This is a genomic window from uncultured Psychrobacter sp. (assembly GCF_947495825.1).
GTDB lineage: Bacteria > Pseudomonadota > Gammaproteobacteria > Pseudomonadales > Moraxellaceae > Psychrobacter.
Genome location: NZ_CANMAH010000003.1, coordinates 128,601 through 151,754 on the forward strand (window position 1 = coordinate 128,601; position 23,154 = coordinate 151,754).

Sequence of the window (23,154 nt, forward strand, 5' to 3'; positions counted from 1 at the left end):
AGAGTTATAAGGACCACTGTTACAAGACAACCGAATACAAGGAAAATATAATGAGTGTATTAATCGATAAAGATACCAAAGTATTGGTACAGGGTTTTACTGGTAAAAATGGTACGTTCCATTCTGAGCAAGCCATCGAATATGGTACCAAAGTAGTTGGTGGTGTGACTCCAGGTAAAGGCGGTCAAACGCACCTAGGTCTACCTGTATTTAACACTATGAGTGAAGCTATGGAAGCGACTCAAGCTGACGCTTCTGTTATCTACGTACCAGCACCATTCGTACTAGATTCTATCGTTGAAGCAATTGATGCTGGTGTTAAATTGATCGTCGTGATCACTGAAGGCGTACCGACTATCGATATGCTAAAAGCAAAACGCTATCTAGAAGAAGCGGGCGATGTGCGTTTAGTTGGCCCTAACTGCCCAGGTGTCATCACGCCAGGCGAATGTAAAATCGGTATCATGCCAGGTCATATCCATCAGCCAGGTAAAGTAGGTATCATCTCACGCTCTGGTACGCTAACTTATGAAGCCGTCGCGCAGACCACTAAGCTTGGCTTTGGTCAGTCAACGTGTATCGGTATCGGTGGTGATCCTATCCCTGGTATGAACCAGATTGACGCGCTAAAATTGTTCCAAGATGATCCACAAACCGAAGCGATCATCCTAATCGGTGAGATCGGTGGTACTGCTGAAGAAGAAGCGGCAGCTTACATCAAAGACCATGTGACTAAGCCTGTCGTTGGTTACATCGCTGGTGTAACGGCTCCAGAAGGCAAGCGTATGGGCCATGCTGGCGCGATCATCTCTGGTGGTCAAGGTACTGCTGAAGAGAAATTCAAAGCCTTTGAAGATGCTGGTATCGCGTATACTCGTGACCCATCCAAGCTTGGCGATAAGCTAAAAGAAGTGACTGGTTGGTAATACAGAGCTAGCGTTAAGAGACAGCTTACAATATCGACAAAAACACTCCTACATTGGGGTGTTTTTTTTGGATAGAAAAAGAAGGTATGTAGCACATTTTAACGTCTTTGCAAAAAAATCTTATCAAGTCATCATATGACAGCTATTGTTATACTCACACGGACGAAGTAGGTAATTATAGCGATAATCGGTCTTTTATTTCAAAAATTGAATATTTTTTAATTAAGTTTGAGTACCCGATATCTGTATATTCATTGTTGTGAATATTTTGTAAGGCTTACCAGTCAAAGCTTACATTGATAAAAGGGAATAAACGAGTAAACGATGTCGATTTAACCTTTTTTACCCGCTAAATTAACACCTTGAAAAAACTTTACTACAACCCTACAATGAGGTGTTTTTATTGTAGCTAATTGTCATGAATAACAAGATCTTAGTAACGGGTGGCGATGGATATATCGGCTCACATACTTGTATAGAGCTACATAGGGAGAATAGTATGACCTTTCAAAAATTATCCATAAAGAACTGTATAAGAACAATTCTAGGAATATTGTTTTGATAAATATTTATAATATTCGAAACAAGCAAATAAATCATGCTGTTACTGCTATATCACTAATTGAAGCGTAGTTAAAGAAGCATTGTTAGAAAACAATCATATCTCATATAATGTTAACCCATATAGCATTCTCAAGACGTGAAAAGAATGACTAGATAAAAGTGTCGAAATAAGTATATTAAGCGACTATCAAAATCATCTTGAAAAAGTATAGTGACACTTCTACAATTGAGTGTTTTTATTTAAATATTACGTGAATTAAGGTTAAGAATAAATGTTAAGTAACTCAACAATTTTAGTAACTGGTGGTACAGGCTCTTTTGGTCATAAATTTATTCCAATGACACTTGAAAAGTACAATCCTAAAAAAATTATCATATTTTCTAGAGATGAAATGAAACAGTGGGAAATGGCTAAACTTTTTCAAGATGATCCTCGCGTACGTTTTTTTATTGGCGATGTAAGGGATAAAGAAAGGCTTTATCGAGCACTAGATGGTGTCGATTATGTTGTACATGCTGCTGCTACAAAAATTGTTCCAACTGCCGAGTACAATCCCTTTGAATGTGTAAAAACCAATGTACATGGAGCGATGAACTTAATTGATGCTTGTATAGACAAAGGGATCAAGCGAGTGGTTGCATTATCAACTGATAAGGCAAGTAGCCCTATCAACCTATATGGTGCTACGAAGCTTACCTCTGATAAATTGTTTGTAGCAGGAAATGCTTATAGTGGTCAGCATCCTACACAGTTTGCTGTAGTACGTTACGGCAATGTCATGGGTTCACGTGGATCGGTTATTCCATTTTTCTTATCGATTAAAGAGAAAGGTGAGCTACCTATTACAGATGATCGTATGACACGTTTTATGATTACTTTAAAAGAAGGTGTTGAGCTTGTATGGCATGCTTTTGAAGACATGGAGGGTGGAGAGATCTACGTTAAGAAAATTCCATCCATGAATATTATGGATGTTGCTAAAGCTGTAGCACCAGAAGCTCAAACTAAGATTATAGGCATTAGACCGGGTGAAAAACTACATGAGCAAATGATTGGTGCTGAAGATTCTTACTATACTTATGAGTACGCTGAACATTTTAAGATATTACCTACTATTAACAACTGGGGTAATTCACCAGAACGTGTTAAAGATGGCAAAAAAGTCCCAGAAGGTTTTGTTTATTCAAGTGATAACAATACTGAATGGATGCCAAGGAAAGAGCTTGAGTCTTGGATACAAGAAAATAAAGATAGAATTGGTAAAATATAATGAACTTTATACCATATGGTCGTCAAAATATTACTAAAGAAGATATTAATGCCGTTGTAGAGGTATTAGAATCGGACTTCCTTACTCAAGGACCAAAAGTCCCTAATTTTGAAGAAGCGATTAAAACTCAATGTAATGTTAAATTTGCATTTGCAATGAATAGTGCTACATCAGCACTACATGCAGCTTGCTTAGCCTTAGGTGTAGGGAAGGGTGACCTTGTATGGACAACCCCTATCACTTTCGTTGCGTCAGCAAACTGTGCATTATATTGTGGCGCTAGTATAGACTTTGTAGATATTGATCCTAAAACATATAATTTGTCTACGCAGGCTTTGAAGGATAAATTGCAGACCGCTAAGGTCAAAGGACAGCTGCCTAAAGTAGTTATCCCTGTTCACTTATGTGGTCAGCCTTGTGATATGGAAGGGATATATGAGCTTTCTAAAGAATATGACTTTTCGGTTATCGAAGATGCATCACACGCAATAGGTGGTAAGTACAAAGATCAGCCAATAGGTAATTGTCAGTATTCTGATATTACTATATTTAGCTTTCATCCAGTCAAGATTATTACGACCGCTGAAGGTGGTGTGGCTACGACTAATAGTGAAGATTTAGCACAAAAGTTAGATCTTCTTCGTAGTCATGGTATCACTCGCGATCCAGAATTAATGACGCATGAACCTGACGGTCCTTGGTATTACCAACAAGTTGATTTAGGATTTAATTATCGTATGACTGAGCTACAGGCAGCACTTGGTAGCTCTCAGATTAAACGATTAAACGATATTAATGAAAGTCGGCATAGAATAGCAGATAGGTATAATCACAAGTTAGCGAATCTTTCTGTCATAGTACCTTATCAAATATCAGAGGGTCACTCTGGTCTTCACCTTTATGTGATTAGGCTAAAATTAGATGAAATTAAAGCTACCCATTTGGATGTTTTTAATTCTTTACGCGCATCTAATATAGGCGTTAATTTGCACTATATTCCTGTGCACCTCCAACCCTACTACCAGAATAATTTTGGCTTTAAGATGGGCGACTTCCCACAAGCTGAACAATATTACAAAGAAGCAATTAGTCTACCTTTATATCCTGATCTAACTGAAGAACAGCAAGATTATATTGTTGAAACTTTACAAGGTATATTAAAAGATGGCTAATATAGCGGTAATACCTGCAAGAGGAGGTAGCAAACGGATACCACGGAAGAATATTAAGATGTTCCATGGTAAACCGCTTATATCTTATTCAATAGAAGCAGCAATAAAAAGCGAGTGCTTCGATAGGATTATCGTTTCTACTGATGATGAAGAAATAGCTGAGGTGGCTTTAAGCTGTGGCGCTGAAGTTCCATTTATTCGTAAGGATGAACTTGCAAATGACTATGCAGGAACAACACCTGTTATTCAAGACGCTTTGAGAAGAATAAATGATAGTAGTTTTGAATATGTATGTTGCATTTATGCCACTGCTCCAATGTTGAAAGCCCAATACATAAAACAAGGATTGGAGCTCTTAGAGCAATCACAAGATTCACATTATGCTTTCAGTCTGACAAGTTATGCGTTTCCAATTCAACGCGCACTAAATTTATCAGACAGTAATTACGTCAAGATGATAGATGCAACTAAACTGAATGTAAGGTCCCAAGATTTAGAAGAAGCTTGGCATGATGCAGGTCAGTTCTATTGGGGTACTAAAGAAGCTTGGCAACAAGCACTACCAATATTTAGTGAGCATTCTTTAGGTGTGAAATTACCTCGATATCTTGTTCAGGACATTGATACCTTAGAGGATTGGAGAACAGCAGAACTCATGTATCAAGCATGGATAGAAACGTGAAAACGATTGCTTTTAGGGTAGATGTTGCTCCGCATATTGGTACTGGGCATTTACAACGTTGTCTCACTTTAGCTACCCAACTTAAAGAAAGTTTTGTTAAAAGTATTTTTTTTGTCAGACAGTATGATGGAAATCTGTTAAGTATTATTGATGATAATGATTTTGAATATTCAGTTATTGGATCCTCCGTCAATAAATCCTTTTCCGATAGACATTCAGAGTGGCTGGGGGTGTCTCAACAAGAGGATGCTGAAGATTTTCTTAAATCAGCTTCCACTTTCAAAATAGACTTATTAGTTATAGATCACTATTCAATAGATTCTGTTTGGGAAGGCTATATAAAAAACAAACTATCCATACCCATAGTGGTAATAGATGACCTAGCTAATAGAGTCCATTTAAGTGATATTTTGATTGACCAAAATTATTGGCCTAATATAGATGTTCGCTACAATGGTCTTTTACCTGAGCATGCTCAAAAATTATTAGGGCCGAAGTATGCTCTGTTAAAGCCTATGTATGAAGAAATGAGGCAGTCAAATATCGGTCATAATGAGAGAGTTGAATTAGATTCTATATTGGTCAACTTTGGAGGTGTAGGCAGTTTCTCATTATGGCAAACGGTCATCCCCGCCTTATTACAGTGTTTTAAGTATAATTTTCACATCATAACAGGTAAGCTACCAGCTGAGCATTATGCAATACTACATGATTTAGTTGAAGAGGTACCTCATATTAAGATGCAAGAAACTACAGATAAAATGCCTGAATTAATGAATACTAGTATTTATTGTTTAGGAGCTTGTGGTTCAACTGTATGGGAGAGATTTTGCTTAGGCTTGAATTCTGCGCTTATTGATATAGCAGAAAATCAAAAAGAACTAGTCGAATATCTAGATGAGCAGGAGATGATCGATTATTTAGGTTCATTAAAAAAAATTACAACTAACACAATAGTTAATTTCATAACTAATCTTCAGCTAGAATCTGAATCTTATATTATTCGTAGAAATAGGATTCAGTCACTAGTAGATGGGCTAGGGTCGAAAAGAATAGCAAGTCATATCATTAAAACTATCCACTAAGAGGTGAATTATGGAAGGAATAAAAATAGATATTAGAGCACTTACAAAAAATGATATAGATGACGAGTATTGTGATTGGTTTGAAAATAATGATGGTCATTTAAATTACTATACGGGCTCAGGTAGGAAGTTTGATAAAGGAGTTCTGATTGATGATTATCAAAGAGGACTTGACGAAAGAAAGTATTATTATTACCTGATCTTTGATACTTCAAATAATAATAAAGTAGGCAACGTGAAAATCGGCCCTATCGATTGGAAGAATAAGACATCTGACTTAGTTGTTTTTATTGGTAATAGAGAGTATTTAGGTAAAGGGTTGGCTTCTAAAGCTATTGCATTAGCTAATAAAGTTGCATTCGATGAGCTTGATATTAGGCGCTTGCAAGGAGGTATGATTGATAAAAACATACCTTCAATTAAAGCTTATACAAGAGCAGGATGGTACATTGAAGCAACTATGAAAGGGTTTTATTATATTGATGGAGAAAATGTTGATAGAGTATGTGTATGTTGCCTCAATCCTAAGTACTTTGAAGCTGGAGAATAAGATATGATGGAAATAGATGGGCGTAAAATTGGTAAAGACTTCCCTCCATATATAATTGCAGAAATGTCAGCTAACCATAATGGCGATATTAATAATGCTTTTAGAATTATTGAAATGGCTAAAAGAAGCGGTGCGGATGCAGTAAAACTTCAAACTTATACTCCAGACACTATTACTTTTGATTCAAAATCAGAAGACTTTATGATACGTGGTGGTTTATGGGATGGTAATAGCTTGTATGACTTGTACAAATCTGCTTACACTCCTTGGGAGTGGCATAAACCAATTTTTGAAAAGGCTAAAAGTGAAGGTATAACTGTATTTAGCTCACCATTTGACTTTACGGCAGTAGACTTATTAGAAGATCTTAATGCTCCAGCTTATAAGATTGCTAGTTTTGAAGCAGTAGACATACCTTTAATAAAGTATGTCGCTTCCACAGGGAAGCCAATGATCATATCTACGGGTATGGCAGATGCAGAAGAAATAGCAGAAGCAATAGCTGCTGCTAGGTCTGGTGGATGCAAAGATTTAGTCATACTACACTGTGTCAGTAGTTATCCGGCTAAGTCTGAAGACTATAACCTACGCACAATACCTGACATGCAACGAAGGTTTGGATGTTTAGTTGGCTTATCTGATCATACTATAAGTAATACTACAGCTATAGCAAGTGTGGTCTTAGGTGCACGCGTTATTGAAAAGCATGTCACTTTAGATAGAAGTGGTGGTGGTCCTGATGATAGCTTTTCATTAGAAGAATCAGAGTTAGAAGCATTATGTATATCTTCTAAAGAAGCATTCTATGCATTAGGAGAGGTGAACTATGGATTGAAGTCAGATGAAAAAGCCTCTGTTAAATTTCGCAGATCTCTTTATCTTGTGAAAGATATAAAAGTGGGTGAAATTCTCGATATGGAAAACGTTAGAAGTATACGTCCAGGATATGGGATAAGTCCGAAATACCTTCATGATATTATTGGCAAGAAGGTAAATGTAGATATCAAAGCGGGTACTCCTTTTAAGTGGAATCTCATTGATAATGACTGAATTATATGAAAAATAAAAAGTTAAGTCTTATATTTGTGGATATAGACTCTAATTATTATGATGAAATAATTAGAGTCTGTAATTACAAGTTTAATCTCAATAAGCCTATTATTTTTATAAAGAATAAGAGATTTATTGAATGTAAATTCTTCCTAGACAAAAGTAATATAAGTAATTACTTAGGACTTGGAGAAACATACAGTGATCTATTAGATAATCTATATATTTACAGATTTCTTAATAGAATTATATATAAATCTAATGTTATAGACACATACGATTTTATTCATTACCATAATGACGAAACTTATCTAAAAAATATAAGAGATAATATAGTTTTGGATAGTTATCCAGCGTACATTTTATTTGCTAAATTATCTAGGAAGGTAGGTGATAGTAAGCTTACTATTGATACCTTGAAAAAGGTAAAGAAAATCTTTCCAGAGAGCATTAAAAGTACTCAAAATATTATAACCTATGAAATCAATTATAATTCTCAAACTAAGTATGATCTATTAGCATACTATTTAAGTGATAATCCTAGGTCACTTAAGGCAGAGATAAATAAGGCATTTAATAAAGCTGACTATAATATAGCCATAGTTCTTCTTAAGAATTACTTGAAAATTTTTCCATCAGACTATACAGAGTTGAGAAAACTCGGAATTGCTTACTATAAATCGTTTGATAATGAGAATGCCTTTGCAACTTTAATAAAAGCAAAGAAAATTAAAAAAGATTACTCTACAGAGTATTTAATAGGGATTGTACTTTACAATCAAATGAAGTTTGAGAGAGCTATTGATTATATTGAATCTGCTATAAAGATTCATCCTGCACAAACCTCATTAAAAAAAACAGTTAATGCATTTTTTAATAATAAGTTTGATTTTAATTCCAACAAAGAACTCTTTAAAAATATTCAATATAAACTTGGATTACCAAAAATAGATAAGATAGTTGAACTTGCTAATTATCAATATATGTTATCAGTTTGTTACTTAGCTAATGGTCAAAAAGATAAGTATATTGTTACTAATTACAGAATAATAAAAAGTTTAAGACCGGATTTCTATAAATCTTATGAAGCTATCTTTCAGTTTGCTTCTGAGGAAGAAATAGAGGATTTGAACTCTTATATTAGTCGTTGTATAAAGATTATTAAGATAAGCAAGGTTTATGATAAAAGTTTTGATAATAATCAAAGAGTTACTAAATACTACCAGTCTATGCTTTTGTTGAAAGCAAGGTTTCTAATATTGCAAGGAAATAAAGAAGAATCAGGAAAGTTATTTCTTGAAGCTTATGATACTTTGCCTCATCATAAAGCACTTAAATGGCTAGGCTATTACAATCTATGGTCTCAAAACTATAGTGATGCTATTCTTTTTTATTCACAATATCTTCAAATTAAACCTAAAGATATTGATGCCAAGCTTAATTTAGCAAGATCATATTTAGAGTCAGGAAATTACGATTCTGCTGACAGTATAGTTGAATCAAGTTTAGATGTGCTAGTTGACTCAGTTAATATAGATAAAAGTCATTTGGTAAGAAGAAACTTAGAGTACTCTAAAGGTAATTTAGGGAAAGCATGGCGTATATTCTCGGAAAGAAATATTAGTAAATGCCTTAAAAATAATCTAAAAATTCATTATAACCCAAGTTTGAGTAAGCTTAATCCAAATAGTAATTTACTAATATTAGCTGAATGGGGTCCAGGAGATGAGATTAGATGGTCATCTATATATTCTGATTTAGAAAAAAATTTTTCCAATATTACAATAACTTGTGAACCAAGATTATTTAGTCTTTTTAATCGTACATGGAAAAATATCAATTTTATCCCTGTTCATCGTAGAATAAGAGGAATTGTTAACAGCGAAATTTTAAAAAAAATAGATGAGATACCAAATACGTTATTAACGCAAGTGGTAGACAACAACATTTATAGAGACATCGACAACTTCGATCAAGTTTGCTTAATGTCTGATGTACTTGCAGAGTTTAGACAATCAACTTATAACTTTATTAATTCTCATAATAGTAATGTTATCGATATATGTCCGATTAGAAGTAAGATTTGGAAGAACTGGTTGTCCAAGTTAGATAAAAATATAAATATAGGCATATGTTGGAAAAGTGGGTTGACTGACTTTACTAGAAATGTGCATTATACTGAAATAGAAATGTGGGGCGATGTATTCAGGCTCAAAGGTATTAATTTTATTAACCTTCAATATGCTGGTTATGAAAAGGATATTGACTTTGTCAAAGAAAAATATGGGGTGACGATTCATAACCCTAAAGGTCTGGATTTGAAAAATGATTTTGAAGGTTTAGCCGCTTTAATAGCTAATTTAGATCTTATAATCTCTCCTGCAACGGTGATAGCTGAGTTTGCCGGTTTAGTTGGTGCTCCTACCTTACTCACTTCTAATAGTCGAGAAATAGATTGGAGAGTACTTATGGATGGGAGTGATTTATGGTTTAAAGATGTAAAACATATAAGAGCAGATAGAGATGTAAGTAACTATGAAGCTCAAAAATCTATTATTAGTAAAATAAGAAGTTATATCTTGGATATTAAGAAAGATTAATTTTCTAGGTTTTTCTAAACTAACTATTAATTTTTGTAATGCAAGTTACTGAATCCCCTCAATTTGTATTGCCTTTATAAGTAATTGTACCTATTAGAATTAGTAACCGATCCATATTTAAAATTACAAACATGGAGTTAAAGGTTGATAGGGAAAAGGGTGGTATTATTAGATACGTTTCGGACAAGGATTTAAAAAATTTAATTGATTGTGAGTAAGTGGAGTCAACATAGATTAATCAGAAAAGGCGAGTGTAAACTTTTAGTTTTATTACCGTCAGCAATTAAGCAAATAGACTCGCCAAAAACTTGCTATGCACGCATAAGTTGATATCTGTCAGTACCAATTTAGTATGACGGTTTATATTTGTCCGATCTTTATTTTAATGAAACTAGACCATTTGGTGGGAGTTGGTTTATTCACTCTATTAATAATAATGAAGGGTTAAATATAATTAAAGAGTGTATTTATTTCCAAATATTCAGTAAACTACGAATCAGTGACTATTTATGGATCAAGCATGGGTGGATATGTAGCGTTGGCACTTAGTAATACTGCTTATAGTAAGATTATTGCAGAATGTCCTCAAATCTATCTTGATAGTGCAACTATTTAAAGTCAATTAGTTTAGACGTTGATAAAATGTATGGTATTAGCAAAATAATACGCTCAAACGAAAAAAAATCTCATGTAGATATATATGTTAACGTTTCAAATCACCATCACATAGACGCTTATATTCTACCTTTTTGTAGTGCTCTTTCACGAGCTAAACGTCCAAATATACATACTATCGATTATGGACAAACTAGGTATGTTGAAATGAGTAAAGAAAGTCTATGTAGCCTACTATAATTACATATAGGTGTTTTAGAAATTTGTGTTCGGCGTTTAAACTAACAAGTAGACGGTTCACTTTGTAACTTTAAATATGTGGTTTTGTATTTTAATTGTTATATTGCGTTAGAAATTTTGTTCGACGAAAATCTTAGGGCGGCATATTGTGTCATCTACATCAAGGTTCAACCTGTGCATGACTATCTTTGATAATTTAGAAGTGTATTAATGTATTTTTTTATCTAAATAAAAATTTGAATATAGAATTGTACAAGTTACAAAGATCTTTAAAATTTTCTTTTCTGATACAACTGAGCCTATATTGCAAAGACTAGGAAAAGTAAGTTCATAATAAAAAGGTCGCCCTAATACGGTGACCTTTTTTCCTCTGAGTAACGCCTCAAACCCACCTAATGAGGTAATCGTATAGACGTGATCGATGGTTTCCAATGCATCCACTAAATGAATAGACTGGGTAAGGATAAGACAATCTAGCTCAATGAGCACATGGACGATAGACGGATCATCAAGTGTCATTGGATGCGGTTTCACAATAATCTGTGCATCAGGATTTTCTTCAATCGCCTTATTGACCACATCGAGCAGTGTAATACCCTCACCGCCACCGTACTTTAACGAATCATCATGCGGTACCTGTCCTAATACCAACACTCGCTTGCTATTCTTAACCCCATATATTGGTGTGATATCCACATAGGACTGATGATTATATTTGCTCACACGTTTGGATACGTAATAATCTAGTATTTCCTGCGCCAATGCTTCATCATAACCATCCTGTTCAAAGTCAAAATTGGCAATTAAATCTGTCAAGTCATTTGGACGAGTGGTATCAAAGTAGGGCGCTTGGCTGTCCATGACGATAGATAATGGCGGAGCGCTGCTATCATCATCAGGACCTGAACGGATAAAGCCATCTTCCAAAAAAAACACATCTAGATTTTGCTCACGTATATATTCAATGAAATAATCAGGCGCCTTATAACCCCAGATATAAATGACAGGATTTACAAGTTTGATAAAAGGTTTTAACCATAGCTTAAAGTAGCGTTTACTAAAGTGTCGCTGTATCTGTATATGCGCTGGCTCAAACACCCAGTCGCCCACCATATCACGCCACGGCTGCATACCGACTACTAACGCTAAACGCTGCTTAGGATGATGATAGTGCTCATAATAGCCTGATAACAAAGGCTGGATGTAAGAATTAAATTTCATAGTATGGTTAGCGTCCTAGTGGATGAAATATCTTATCTTCAAGAGACTAGATTCATTGTGTTGGTAATATAGTGCGATTCTCAGTATAGTGACCTTTACTATTACAATAAATGTATGTTTTAAAACGTCTCGGCTGATTTTATGAAAAACAAGATATTAGTAACTGGCGGAGCTGGCTATATCGGCTCTCATACTTGTATTGCCCTGCATGAAGCAGGCTACGAGATAGTAGTCTACGACAACCTATCCAACAGCAGCCGCGAAGCCATCAATCGCGTCTCGACCATCATTGGTCAGCCGCTTGCGTTTATCGAAGGCGATATCCGTGATGCTGAGAGCCTCAGACAAGTCTTTGCCGATCATGCCTTCTTTGGTGTCATACATTTTGCGGGATTAAAAGCAGTCGGTGAGTCAGTCGCCAAGCCACTACTGTATTATAATAATAATGTCAGTGGTACGATTACCTTGTTAGAAGTCATGATGGAGCATAACGTCAAAAATCTTATTTTTTCGTCCTCTGCGACTGTCTATGGCGACCCTAATACTCTGCCTATTGATGAGACTGCACCGCGCTCTTGTACCAATCCTTATGGGCAAAGCAAACTTGCTGTCGAGCACATCTTAGAAGACTTATCAGTAACAGACAAGAGCTGGAACTTGATTTCTTTAAGATACTTTAACCCAGTAGGGGCGCATCCCTCAGGGCAGATCGGTGAAGACCCTAACGATATGCCGAATAACTTAATGCCATATATCTCGCAAGTAGCGGTAGGCAAGCTTGAAAAGCTCAGTATCTTTGGCAATGACTATCCTACCGTCGATGGTACTGGCGTGCGTGACTTTATCCATGTCACTGACTTAGCAGCCGGTCATGTCGCAGCCCTTGATTATCTTAAACAGTTGGCTCTCTGTAATAATGATGCCATTGGCTTTTTACCGATTAATCTAGGCACGGGTAAAGGTAGCTCAGTCTTAGAGTTGGTTAATGCGTTTGCAGATGTCACTGATCAAACAGTGCCTTATCAGTTTACTGATCGCCGCGTAGGCGATATCGCCAGCTGCTATGCTAGTGCTGATAAAGCAAAAACATTATTTGGTTGGCAAGCTAAGCTATCTATTATAGATATGTGTAAAGATACATGGCGTTGGCAAAGTATGAATCCGAATGGGTACCGGGCACCTTAATTTATACTAAAAGATAACTGTCTTAGGATGCGTTACGCCAGTGATCATGTATTGCAAAATTACAATTATGATAAATGGTTACAACGCATTGTTGAATTTATTGGTTTATAGTAATGAATTAATTTTCTATTAGACTTTTTATTACTATGCCTACATCTACCATCACCCACGCCGTCATCCCCGTCGCAGGCTTTGGCACCCGTATGCTGCCACTGTCCAAATCCGTGCCCAAAGAGCTACTGCCACTGGGCAATCGTCCTGCCATTCATTATGTCGTTGAAGAAGCGATTGCTGCCGGTATCAAGCATATTGTCTTGGTCGGCCACGCGCAAAAAAGCGCGATTGAAAACTACTTCGATATCAATGCTGAGCTGGATAACCAACTGCGTCATAAAGGTAAGGACGAGCTGGCGGACAGTCTCAACTGGCTACCAGAGGATGTGACGGTATCGATGATCCGTCAGGGCAAGCCATTAGGTCTGGGCCATGCGGTATTGGCCGCGCGTCCCATTATAGGCGCCCATGATTTTGCTGTCTTGCTGCCAGATGTCGTCCTCGACCCCTTTACCACTGATATGTCTACTGACAATTTGGCCTTTATGATGGATGCCTTTGCTACAGACAGCCATTCACAAATCCTGGTCGATCAAGTCGCTGATGAAGATGTGCATAAATACGGTATCGCTAAGTTAAAGAATAATGCTACCAAAGATGTCGACGATAAGTCTGTTACAAAAGATAGTAATACCAGCTTTAGAGTCGCAGGCTTTGTAGAAAAGCCGAGTTTAGACGATGCACCATCCAACTTAGCGGTGGTTGGTCGTTATGTATTTAGCAATCAAATATTCGATTATCTGGCCAATACGACGGCTTCTGTCGGCGGTGAAATCCAGCTGACCGATGCCATTGATGCCCTTATCAACGAATACGGTGTCAATGTCACGACCATGCGCGGCGCTAGCTATGATGCAGGGGATATGCGCTCATATATGCAAGCGTTTATCTATTTTGCCGAACAGCAATTAGCAAAAGATGAATAACTGATAGGTAATCACACTAATGGATAATATCAAGGACGACGAGCTCTATCGCAGTGCTCGCAGCTCTAAGTACTGGCAGCAGTTGCAAACGTTAGCAGCGCAGCCTTGGTCACTTACGACGTTGTTTGCACAAGACGAGGAGCGTGCATTACGTTTTAGCACGCAAGCGGGCGCGCTCTATATGGACTATAGCAAACAGCGTATCGATGAGACAGTGTTATCTAACCTATTGAGTCTGGCCGATAGCTGCGATTTATCGGCTCGTATTACAGCACTATTACAAGGGGCGATGGTCAATACCAGTGAACAGCGTGCAGCCTTGCATACCGCGTTACGCTTGCCTGAGACAGCGAAGCTACAAGTCGATGAGCAAAATGTCGTTGCTGATGTGCATCATAGTCTGGCGCAGGTTGCTAGGTTATCTGAGCGAGTGCGTAATGGTATATGGCGCGGATTTTCAGGCAAGGCCATCACCGATGTCGTCAATATCGGCGTTGGTGGCTCAGATTTGGGGCCACTGATGGCGACGACCGCGCTGGATGAGTGGACAGATACTGACATTGAAGTACACTTTGTCTCCAACATGGATGGCACTCATCTTGATCATCTGCTCAAGCATCTAAATCCTGAGACCACTTTATTCATCATCTCTTCTAAGTCTTTTGGTACTGTTGATACGCTATCTAATGCGAAGACGGCATTGTCATGGCTGCTTGCCACTGCCAAGCGCCGTGATGGGACAGAGGGCTGTGTGTTGCGTCGTCACTTCATCGGTATCTCGGCCAACTGTGACAAGATGAGCGCATGGGGTATCCATCCTGAGCATCAGCTCCAGCTTTGGGAGTGGGTGGGAGGACGGTTTTCGTTGTGGTCAGCGATTGGACTGGCGACTGCTATTCGCATTGGTATGCCCAACTTCAAAGCTTTACTTGCTGGGGCCCACAGTATGGATGAGCACTTTGCGCAGGCTGATTTTTCCCAAAACTTACCTGTGTTATTGGGCCTGATTGCCGTTTGGAATAGTACTTTTTTACAAGTAAACGCTCATACCGTATTGCCCTATGATGGGCGGTTAAACTACTTGCCAAGCTACTTAACCCAGCTTGAGATGGAGAGCAATGGTAAGTCGGTTACCCGACATGGCAATCACATTGATTACAATACCTGTCCGATTCTGTGGGGCGAGATTGGCTCCAATGCGCAACATGCATTTTACCAATTGCTACACCAAGGGACGCAGCAGGTTTCTTGCGACTTTATCGCATGCGTGCGTCGTTATAGTGATAAGGTACACAATGCCCCTTTGCAGCAGCAGCACGAGCTATCGCTAGCGAATTGTCTGGCGCAAAGCCGCGTGTTAGCCTTTGGTAATGCCGCGATTGAAAATACTATCACTGATGCTACTGTCATAACTGAGGCGGACAAGTATAAGTACTATCACGGCAATCAGCCATCGACGACGCTACTTATCGATGAGCTGACACCGCATAGCTTAGGAGCGCTGGTTGCGCTCTATGAGCACAAGGTCTATGTCATGGCCAGTATTTGGGACATCAATCCGTTTGATCAGTGGGGCGTTGAGATGGGTAAGCAGATGGCTAAGTCAGTGCATCATGCCATGCAACAAGAAGATAGTAGTCAGTTTGATACTTCTACGGATCAGCTTTTAGAGCATATTAAGCGGTTGTCTTAAGCTATCGTAGGTTTAATGATGAAGCCATCGCAGACTGGGTTTCTAACTCAGCTATCGTAGGGTGCATTCCATGCACCATCATAATAAGGATATAAGATGTCTATCAATCCAAGCCACGCCAATAATATCAATAAAGAATCTGCAGTCTGCGTCATCGTTGGTCATGGTGTCGAAGCCATTACCAGTGCTGTAGTGCTGGCAAGCTTAGGACAGACTGTACACTTATATGCAGACATAGAGATGCTAGAGCAGCAGTTGCAGCAATATAGCTTTGAGCGTCATTTGCAGGCGCTGTGGCAGATGTATGATCAGCAAAAGCAGATCGTCAGTCAAGCGTTGCCAAGCAGTGCTGACAAGCTGTTGCAAATCTATGAAGCAACAGATGAAACGACAGGTCATCATGCTAGTCATCAGGGTAACGAGCAACACACAAAAGTGGCGCTTTATTGGCTGTTTTTGGACAGCATAAAGTCAGTATGGCCAGAGGAGAGCTGGATTACTGCCTTCAATCACAGTCATCAGCAGACCATATCTGTGATTATAAGTGGCATTGAGCAGTTAGGGCATATCTCAGCACTTAGCCAGCGCTTACAGCGAGCATGGGTATACTATATACCCTTTGTATTCTTACAAGATGGTGATGCCTATAGCTCGATGTTGAATCCTTCCTTGTGGCTACTTGGCGAAAAGACAGCAGATAGCAACAGCCAGCATTTAAAGGTCTTACAGCCATTAATGCAACAAGCTCATGCCCGTCATTGTGCGGATGTCGCTACGATAGAGTTTGCCCGTAGCAGTATCATGAGTATGCTGGCGACGCGAGTAAGCTTTATGAATGAGATGTCGCGCCTTGCTGATAGTCACGATGTCGATATTCAGCAAGTCAGTCACATCATGGGATTAGATGAGCGCGTTGGGAGTAGCTATTTGCAAGCAGGCTGGGGCTTTGGTGGTAATACGCTGCCGACTGAGCTCTTGCAACTAAATGAGTCGGGGCAGGCGAGTCGTGTGGATATGCCCCTTCTACAATCAGTGATCGATATCAATGAAGATCAAAAAGAGCTGATATTCCGTAAGTTCTGGCAATATTTCGATGGTTTTATTGATAACAAGACCGTGATGATTTGGGGCGGTAGTTATAAGTCAGGCTCAGGGCGTACCGTAGGATCTGCTATCCATCCACTGTTAGCGCTGCTTTGGTCTTATAATATTCAGACGCTGGTCTATAGCGAAAAAGCACAGACTGAGTTAGAGACACTATATGGCAAGCAGCCTTTATTAGTGTTGGTTGATGATCCTTATGCAAGACTTGATGATACCCAAGCCTTGTTTATCATGAGTTGGCCATTAGACAGTGACTTGGATGTGAATCAAATCAACCACACAGCGCAACCTATTTTTGATGCCCAAAACGCATTAACGTTTACGCAAATTGACAGTTTAATTGGCGGATATATGGGTATTGGTCGGGCTAAATAATACGCGTTTAAGCCAACACCGCGCCTTGTGCTTCAAGCCATTCCTGTATTTCTCTTACCTTATCGGCTAACAACGACTTATCACCACGGGTTTCGATATTAAGCCTGATCAGCGGTTCGGTGTTCGATGCTCGTAGATTAAGTCGCCACTCCCCAAAGTTAAGACTTAGGCCATCAAGCATTGATTTAGTGGGATTTTGAGCGTCAAACTTGTCTTCGATAGCGCGAATGATAGTTGGTGCATCATGAGTAGTCAGACGAAAGTTGAGCTCACCTGAGCTAGGATACGCTTGAATATAGCCTGTGACCAACTCTGATAGCGTCTTACCAGTAGTGGATAATAGCTCAATGGTCAAAAGCCATGGAATCATACCGCTGTCGCAATAGAAAAAGTCACGAAAATAGTGATGGGCGGACATCTCGCCGCCATAGATTGCGCCCGACTCGCGCATGACTTGCTTGATAAACGAGTGTCCAGACTTACTGATGACCGCCTTGCCATTATGTTCATTGATCACGGCTTCGGTGTTATATATGACCCGCGGATCGTAGACGATGGACTCATTTGGATATTTATTTAAAAAAGCCTGCGCCAGCATGCCAACGACGTAGCTACCATCGATGAATTCACCATTCTCATCGAATAAAAAACAGCGGTCAAAGTCGCCATCGAAGGCAATGCCGAGATCAGCTTTGTTTTCTAAGACAGCTTGCTGGGTAGCGACTCTATTGGCTTCAATCATAGGATTGGGGATGCCGTTGGGGAAGCTACCATCGGGGGTATGATGCAGTTTAAGGACTTCAATCGGTGCGCCCGCTTGTGCAAGCTTCTCAATCAATAGATCAACGACAGGGCCTGCACTGCCGTTACCTGAGTTAATAACCAATTTAAGTGGTTTAAGCTTATCAGTATCGATAAAGTTGATAACGTGATCAACATAGGCGCTTTTATCAGCCAATAATTGTAATTTTCCTGCCAAGTGATCAGTGGTGAATTGTCCCGATTCTGCTAAAGCTTGAATCTCTGCCAGACCCTCATCAGCGCTAATGGGTTTTGAGTGCTCCTTGACCAGTTTTAGTCCATTATAGTTAATAGGATTATGGCTTGCCGTGACTTCAATACCGCCTAATGCCTGATAGTGACTGGTGGCAAAATACACTTCTTCTGTTCCAGTCATGCCCAAATCGATGACATCGACACCTGCGTCGATGATGCCTTTAAGCGTCGCTTGTTTTAACTGCTCGCTTGAGTGGCGAATATCACTACCGATAACGATAGCAGGTTGTAAGTCTGTCATATCGTTATCTTGCTGAGCGGCTGCTGCGTGATAACGCTGATATAAAATCTGTGCAAAAGCGCGTCCAATACGATAAGCGATTGCTTCGTCTAGGTTGACACCAAGCTCACCGCGAATATCATAAGCTTTAAATGAGCTGATAGTAATAGGGTCAAAATCGGTCGCTGGCTGGTAGCTCAGGGTCGCAGAAGTAGACATAATGGTAGAATTCCTTACGCTAAAGCAGTAATAAGTTCACAATAGATAGCACAATTATAAGCCAATCAGCGTTCAATGCTACACTAACGAAAAAATCGTTATGAAATTAACGTTATTCTATCCAATAACAAATAAAAGTATAAGAGCATCCTTTATGAGTACTGTAAAAAATAAAATATCAGCACCCAAACCTGTACAAGGCACTCCAAAAGCCAGTGGTCAACTTAATGACTTGTTAGCACTGATGGCGCGGCTACGAGCGGACTGTCCGTGGGACAAAAAACAAGACAATCATAGCCTTATTCCTTATGCCATAGAAGAAGCTTATGAACTGGGTGAAGCGGTACAAAGTGATGATGACGAAGATATCAAAGGTGAGCTTGGTGATGTGCTGCTACAAGTTGTCTTTCATTGCCAGATGTACGCTGAGCAAGGGCGTTTCGATGTAGGTGACGTCATTACTACCCTCCAAGAAAAACTGATTCGCCGTCATCCGCATGTGTTTGAAGCTGAATCCCTAACAGACGAAGCGGCGGTTAAAGCGCGCTGGGATGAGATTAAATTGGAGGAGCAGCAAGCGCGCGAGGCACGGGGCAAATTAAAGCGTCGTTTGGATAATATCAAAGCAGGAAGTGCTTTGATACAAGCGCAAGATGTACAAAAGCAGGCATCAAAATTAGGCTTTGATTGGGAGGGCGTAGTAGGCGCTTTTGAAAAACTTGAGGAAGAGATTGACGAGTTAAAGGCTGAGCTAATAGAGAAGTCCAGCGTAGAAATTAAAGCCAATAATAGAGAGATTGAAAAAGAGCTGGGCGATTGTATGTTTGCGCTGGTCAACGTCGCACGCAAACTCAACCTTGATGCTGAGACAGCAACCCTGACCTGTGTACATAAATTTAAGTCGCGCTTTGGTTATATTGAAGAGCAGCTAGCAGCGGCTGGCAAGCGTGTCGAGGACAGTGATATAACAGAGATGGATGCCTTATGGGACGCGGCGAAACGACATGAAAGATCGTCATAAAGCCTCGTTCATCAATTTAATAACGAACGCTGCGTTCGGCTTCGCTTTGCTTATTATGATGCCAAATAGTGGGAATGCGGCGCCTTGTTTTGATAATCCACAAAGTGCTTATAAGTACCTTTTAGCGCAAGAGAATGCCAAAACACAAGCGCGCGATCAAACTACCGTCAATATCAATCGCGCTTCTGAGGGCGAGCTTGTCACCTTACATGGTATCGGCAGTAATAAAGCCCAAGCGATTATTTTATATCGTGACATGTTTGGTGACTTTGAGGCAGTTGATGAGCTAGCAAGGGTAAAAGGGGTCGGCAAAAAAAACGTAGAAAAAAACAGAGGACGGCTAAGCGTGCAAGATTAATAGGGTTATTTGGCATTAATCAACCCCAGTATTGACAAAATAGCACGTAAGTAAATGTCATAACGCACCCAGCAACGGCAAAATTTGTTAAACTAGAGGGTACATCCGCCTGATAAACGCTGTGTTCGTCAGCGGTGGTTAAAGAATACCGGCGAGGAGTAGATGCATGGCCGAGCGTGCCGCCAAGCAGTTAGAGCTAAATAAATCTGAATTACCCAATTCCATTACTGAAGTGATCGCGACATTGACCCGTGCTGGGTTCGATGCTTATATCGTCGGTGGCGGCGTGCGCGATACCTTGCTAGGTCTACGCCCAAAAGACTTTGATGCGGTCACTGATGCCAAACCGCACGAGATCAAAGACGTCTTTGGCAAGCGTTGCCGCATCATCGGTCGCCGCTTTCAGTTGGCGCATGTGTATTCAGGGCGCGAGTTGATTGAAGTGGCGACGTTCCGCGGGCCGCCGACGAGTAACGCTAATACCAATCAAGATGGTATGATCTTGCGTGACAATGTATGGGGCGATATCAAAAAAGATTTCTCTCGTCGTGATTTCTCTATCAACGCGCTGTACTACCAGCCACTCAAAGGCGTAGTTCATGATTTTTGCGGGGCGCTTGAAGATATTGATAATAAAATCATTCGCCTATTAGGCCATGCTCCCGTTCGTATCGAAGAAGATCCAGTAAGATTGTTACGTGCCTTACGTTTTAAAGCCAAGTTGGGCTTTGAATTTGACAAAGAGCTCTCCGAGCAGTTTCATGATGATAATTGGGCGCTGCTTGACCAAATATCTCCGCATCGCCTTTATGATGAAACGCAGAAGATGTTTACTGGTGGCTACTTAGTACCATTGTTGCCTCTATTGTTTGAGTCGGGCGCGATTGATAGCCTTATCATTTATCCTCCATCTGAACCAAGCGCCTTAGTCAAACAAGTTGCCATCAATACTGATAAGCGCATTGCGGCAGGCAAAAGTATTAACCCAGCGTTTTTCTATGCAGCCCTACTGTGGGAAAATTATTTACATCAGTTAGAAAAAGCCAAAAAACGAAATATGCCTTTCGCTGAAGCACAGATGTATGCTGCTGGTAAAGTTATCGATCGTCAACGTATTAAGACGGCGATTCCAAAGTTCGCTGAACAGTTTATCCGTGACATTTGGATCTTGCAGCCAAAGCTTGCCGCCCCGCGTAGTAAGCAAATCGTACAGCTCTCTGAACATCCTCGTTTTCGCGCTGGTTTTGACTTTTTATTATTACGTGAGCAGTGCGGTGATGCTGAGCATCCGTTATCAGAGTCAACCAATGGTATGGGCGAGTGGTGGCAGACTTATCAGACCTTGTCTGAGCGTCAGCAGCAGCAAGCAATCGATGATTTTGATGAAAGTATTCGCCGCGGTGCTTATAAAAAAGGTCAACGTGGTCGCGGGCGCAATCGTCAAAAATCAGAGGCCGATACCGCTGATAAATCGCTGCCTCAAAAAAACGTACCGCACAGCAAGACTAATGGTAAAGCCAGCAGCAGTGCCGAAAACCGTAATAGTGATCAGACAATGACAAATGATTCGTCAAACATTCCAGCACGTCGTCGCCGCGCTGCCAGTCAGACTACGGCTAAGCAATCTGATAGCCATAAAAGTAAGGCTGATGTTACGCAGCCAGTAAAACAAGCGACTGATGAGCTTGCGCAGTTACAAAAGCTATCTCTTGCTAGTAGCAATAAGCAAACGACGGATAAGCAGCAAAACGCCCAACCTGCGCCGTTGTTCGTCATCGAACACCAAAGCGTCGTGCCGCCATTGCAAAAGCAGCTATCAGGTAGCGATAAGCCTAAGACGGATGGTGATAAGGCTAAGCATCATCAACAGCCTGAGCAAAAAAAGACCATCACCAAAAACGCATCGGCTCATAAAGAAGTGCATCAGTCAGAGCACTCAGAAGACAAACCATCAGCTTCTACCCCTAAAGAAAAGGCCACTCAAACGATAGCAAGATCGCCCGCGTTAGTCAGTGTGAATAACGAGCCGATACCGCATAAGCGTCGCCGCCGTGAGCCCAGTGTTGCTATCAGCGCTAATAATGAGCCTGCATCAAAAACTGCCACTAAGTACGCCAAAAAAGCGCCGAAATCGGCAGAGCAGTTTAAGCGTGATGTCGATACGAAAGCCAAAAAGACAGTAGCACGTACCGAATCTACTACAGAGAATAAGCCAGCAAAGACAACAAAGCCTAAACCCAATAAATACGCTCAAGTCGATAACGAGAAAGGCCCTGTACCATCGAAGCGCCGTCGTCGTCAGCCCAGTATTGATAATGTCTAATATGAATAACGATAGGGGCAATGCCAAGTGGGTGACAGCCTATGTAGGCCTAGGTAGCAATCTGGCTAATGAATTAGGTTCACCTATAGAGCATTTGCAGCAAGCACTTGCAGCGCTGGGTGAGCATCAGCAAATATATGACGTTCGGGTTTCTTCGTTTTATGCCTCAGTGCCGATGGGACCGCAAGATCAGCCAGACTTTGTTAATGCGGTCGCTGGTTTTGAGACAACGTTGTCACCTTTTGCGTTGCTTGCATTTTGCCAGCAGCTAGAAGAGCAAGCTAAGCGTGCACGCATAAGACGTTGGGGTGAACGTAGTCTGGATGTCGATATTTTATTATATGGTGAAGCGCAAATTGCAGAGCCGCAACTAACCATACCGCATGCTGGACTGCCTGAGCGTAATTTTGTCTTAATACCGCTACAAGAGTTAGCGCCACAGCTTATCATTGCAGGCAAGCCTATAGATAGCTATGTGCCCAGCAGTGATTGGACAGGCCTAAAGAAGCTAGCAGCAGATTGAGTGTTTATTAAAAGTAGTAGCACACTGATAGTCAGATAAATACATGGGTAGTCGGGTAATT

The 23,154-nt window shown here is 40.1% G+C and carries 18 protein-coding genes; 16 read left to right on the forward strand and 2 right to left on the reverse strand.

Annotated elements, in window-relative coordinates; translation table 11 throughout:
• Nucleotides 1-50 precede the first annotated feature (50 nt).
• The 8 genes from sucD (at nucleotide 51) to Q0895_RS04860 (ending at nucleotide 9,900) form a co-directional block, all read left to right on the forward strand.
• Nucleotides 51-926: a succinate--CoA ligase subunit alpha gene (gene sucD / locus Q0895_RS04825; protein WP_299185935.1), complete on the forward strand. Its 876-nt coding sequence runs from the start codon at nucleotides 51-53 to the stop codon at nucleotides 924-926.
• Nucleotides 927-1,762: 836 nt separating this feature from the next.
• Nucleotides 1,763-2,761 (forward strand): UDP-N-acetylglucosamine 4,6-dehydratase (inverting), encoded by a 999-nt coding sequence (gene pseB / locus Q0895_RS04830; RefSeq protein WP_299185937.1) that lies wholly within the window; start codon nucleotides 1,763-1,765, stop codon nucleotides 2,759-2,761.
• On the forward strand, nucleotides 2,761-3,933 hold the full coding sequence (gene pseC / locus Q0895_RS04835) for a UDP-4-amino-4,6-dideoxy-N-acetyl-beta-L-altrosamine transaminase (protein WP_299185940.1): 1,173 nt from the start codon (nucleotides 2,761-2,763) through the stop codon (nucleotides 3,931-3,933). Before pseB ends, pseC begins: the two co-directional genes overlap by 1 nt.
• Entirely contained in the window at nucleotides 3,926-4,615 is a 690-nt protein-coding gene (gene pseF, locus Q0895_RS04840) for a pseudaminic acid cytidylyltransferase (protein WP_299185943.1), read from the forward strand. Before pseC ends, pseF begins: the two co-directional genes overlap by 8 nt.
• Nucleotides 4,612-5,700: a UDP-2,4-diacetamido-2,4,6-trideoxy-beta-L-altropyranose hydrolase gene (gene pseG / locus Q0895_RS04845; RefSeq protein WP_299185945.1), complete on the forward strand. Its 1,089-nt coding sequence runs from the start codon at nucleotides 4,612-4,614 to the stop codon at nucleotides 5,698-5,700. The genes pseF and pseG overlap by 4 nt, the downstream gene beginning before the upstream one ends.
• A 10-nt stretch (nucleotides 5,701-5,710) precedes the next feature.
• Nucleotides 5,711-6,250 (forward strand): GNAT family protein, encoded by a 540-nt coding sequence (locus Q0895_RS04850; protein WP_299185947.1) that lies wholly within the window; start codon nucleotides 5,711-5,713, stop codon nucleotides 6,248-6,250.
• Between the two features lie 6 nt (nucleotides 6,251-6,256).
• A complete protein-coding gene (gene pseI / locus Q0895_RS04855) occupies nucleotides 6,257-7,300 on the forward strand; it encodes a pseudaminic acid synthase (protein ID WP_299186235.1) in 1,044 nt (347 codons plus the stop codon).
• A gap of 5 nt (nucleotides 7,301-7,305) precedes the next feature.
• Nucleotides 7,306-9,900: a tetratricopeptide repeat protein gene (locus Q0895_RS04860; RefSeq protein ID WP_299185949.1), complete on the forward strand. Its 2,595-nt coding sequence runs from the start codon at nucleotides 7,306-7,308 to the stop codon at nucleotides 9,898-9,900.
• Between the two features lie 1,062 nt (nucleotides 9,901-10,962).
• Here the strand turns inward: Q0895_RS04860 and Q0895_RS04865 are convergent.
• Nucleotides 10,963-11,976 carry a hypothetical protein gene (locus Q0895_RS04865; RefSeq protein WP_299185952.1) on the reverse strand — a complete coding sequence of 338 codons (1,014 nt, stop codon included), beginning with the start codon at nucleotides 11,974-11,976 and terminating at the stop codon, nucleotides 10,963-10,965.
• A gap of 141 nt (nucleotides 11,977-12,117) precedes the next feature.
• On the opposite strand from Q0895_RS04865, the gene galE reads away from it, so the two are divergent.
• The 4 genes from galE (at nucleotide 12,118) to Q0895_RS04885 (ending at nucleotide 17,373) form a co-directional block, all read left to right on the forward strand.
• On the forward strand, nucleotides 12,118-13,161 hold the full coding sequence (gene galE, locus Q0895_RS04870) for a UDP-glucose 4-epimerase GalE (protein WP_299185953.1): 1,044 nt from the start codon (nucleotides 12,118-12,120) through the stop codon (nucleotides 13,159-13,161).
• Nucleotides 13,162-13,307: 146 nt separating this feature from the next.
• Complete coding sequence (locus Q0895_RS04875) at nucleotides 13,308-14,201, forward strand: UTP--glucose-1-phosphate uridylyltransferase (protein WP_299185955.1); 894 nt, start codon at nucleotides 13,308-13,310, stop codon at nucleotides 14,199-14,201.
• A 19-nt stretch (nucleotides 14,202-14,220) separates the two neighbouring features.
• A complete protein-coding gene (gene pgi, locus Q0895_RS04880; RefSeq protein WP_299185958.1) occupies nucleotides 14,221-15,894 on the forward strand; it encodes a glucose-6-phosphate isomerase in 1,674 nt (557 codons plus the stop codon).
• 96 nt (nucleotides 15,895-15,990) lie between these two features.
• Complete coding sequence (locus Q0895_RS04885; protein ID WP_299185960.1) at nucleotides 15,991-17,373, forward strand: UDP-glucose/GDP-mannose dehydrogenase family protein; 1,383 nt, start codon at nucleotides 15,991-15,993, stop codon at nucleotides 17,371-17,373.
• A 7-nt stretch (nucleotides 17,374-17,380) separates the two neighbouring features.
• Here Q0895_RS04885 and Q0895_RS04890 read toward each other — a convergent pair whose 3' ends face one another.
• Entirely contained in the window at nucleotides 17,381-18,868 is a 1,488-nt protein-coding gene (locus Q0895_RS04890) for a phosphomannomutase CpsG (RefSeq protein WP_299185963.1), read from the reverse strand.
• A 154-nt stretch (nucleotides 18,869-19,022) separates the two neighbouring features.
• On the opposite strand from Q0895_RS04890, the gene mazG reads away from it, so the two are divergent.
• The 4 genes from mazG to folK all read left to right on the forward strand — a co-directional run bounded on the left by mazG (nucleotide 19,023) and on the right by folK (nucleotide 23,093).
• A complete protein-coding gene (mazG, locus tag Q0895_RS04895; RefSeq protein ID WP_299185965.1) occupies nucleotides 19,023-19,889 on the forward strand; it encodes a nucleoside triphosphate pyrophosphohydrolase in 867 nt (288 codons plus the stop codon).
• Entirely contained in the window at nucleotides 19,873-20,247 is a 375-nt protein-coding gene (locus Q0895_RS04900) for a ComEA family DNA-binding protein (protein ID WP_299185967.1), read from the forward strand. The genes mazG and Q0895_RS04900 overlap by 17 nt, the downstream gene beginning before the upstream one ends.
• Before the next feature lie 166 nt (nucleotides 20,248-20,413).
• On the forward strand, nucleotides 20,414-22,570 hold the full coding sequence (gene pcnB / locus Q0895_RS04905; protein ID WP_299185969.1) for a polynucleotide adenylyltransferase PcnB: 2,157 nt from the start codon (nucleotides 20,414-20,416) through the stop codon (nucleotides 22,568-22,570).
• The gene (gene folK / locus Q0895_RS04910; protein ID WP_299185971.1) at nucleotides 22,563-23,093 is read left to right on the forward strand and encodes a 2-amino-4-hydroxy-6-hydroxymethyldihydropteridine diphosphokinase; all 531 of its coding nucleotides are present in this window, start codon (nucleotides 22,563-22,565) and stop codon (nucleotides 23,091-23,093) included. Before pcnB ends, folK begins: the two co-directional genes overlap by 8 nt.
• The last annotated feature ends 61 nt before the right edge of the window (nucleotides 23,094-23,154 follow it).

What these genes read in the sequence shown, in the direction of transcription:
- sucD (WP_299185935.1), top strand. Translation starts at nt 51, where the DNA reads ATGAGTGTATTAATCGATAAAGATACCAAAGTATTGGTACAGGGTTTT.
- pseB (WP_299185937.1), top strand. Translation starts at nt 1,763, where the DNA reads ATGTTAAGTAACTCAACAATTTTAGTAACTGGTGGTACAGGCTCTTTT.
- pseC (WP_299185940.1), top strand. Translation starts at nt 2,761, where the DNA reads ATGAACTTTATACCATATGGTCGTCAAAATATTACTAAAGAAGATATT.
- pseF (WP_299185943.1), top strand. Translation starts at nt 3,926, where the DNA reads ATGGCTAATATAGCGGTAATACCTGCAAGAGGAGGTAGCAAACGGATA.
- Q0895_RS04850 (WP_299185947.1), top strand. Translation starts at nt 5,711, where the DNA reads ATGGAAGGAATAAAAATAGATATTAGAGCACTTACAAAAAATGATATA.
- pseI (WP_299186235.1), top strand. Translation starts at nt 6,257, where the DNA reads ATGGAAATAGATGGGCGTAAAATTGGTAAAGACTTCCCTCCATATATA.
- Q0895_RS04860 (WP_299185949.1), top strand. Translation starts at nt 7,306, where the DNA reads ATGAAAAATAAAAAGTTAAGTCTTATATTTGTGGATATAGACTCTAAT.
- Q0895_RS04865 (WP_299185952.1), bottom strand. Translation starts at nt 11,976, where the DNA reads ATGAAATTTAATTCTTACATCCAGCCTTTGTTATCAGGCTATTATGAG.
- galE (WP_299185953.1), top strand. Translation starts at nt 12,118, where the DNA reads ATGAAAAACAAGATATTAGTAACTGGCGGAGCTGGCTATATCGGCTCT.
- Q0895_RS04875 (WP_299185955.1), top strand. Translation starts at nt 13,308, where the DNA reads ATGCCTACATCTACCATCACCCACGCCGTCATCCCCGTCGCAGGCTTT.
- pgi (WP_299185958.1), top strand. Translation starts at nt 14,221, where the DNA reads ATGGATAATATCAAGGACGACGAGCTCTATCGCAGTGCTCGCAGCTCT.
- Q0895_RS04885 (WP_299185960.1), top strand. Translation starts at nt 15,991, where the DNA reads ATGTCTATCAATCCAAGCCACGCCAATAATATCAATAAAGAATCTGCA.
- Q0895_RS04890 (WP_299185963.1), bottom strand. Translation starts at nt 18,868, where the DNA reads ATGTCTACTTCTGCGACCCTGAGCTACCAGCCAGCGACCGATTTTGAC.
- mazG (WP_299185965.1), top strand. Translation starts at nt 19,023, where the DNA reads ATGAGTACTGTAAAAAATAAAATATCAGCACCCAAACCTGTACAAGGC.
- Q0895_RS04900 (WP_299185967.1), top strand. Translation starts at nt 19,873, where the DNA reads ATGAAAGATCGTCATAAAGCCTCGTTCATCAATTTAATAACGAACGCT.
- pcnB (WP_299185969.1), top strand. Translation starts at nt 20,414, where the DNA reads ATGGCCGAGCGTGCCGCCAAGCAGTTAGAGCTAAATAAATCTGAATTA.
- folK (WP_299185971.1), top strand. Translation starts at nt 22,563, where the DNA reads ATGTCTAATATGAATAACGATAGGGGCAATGCCAAGTGGGTGACAGCC.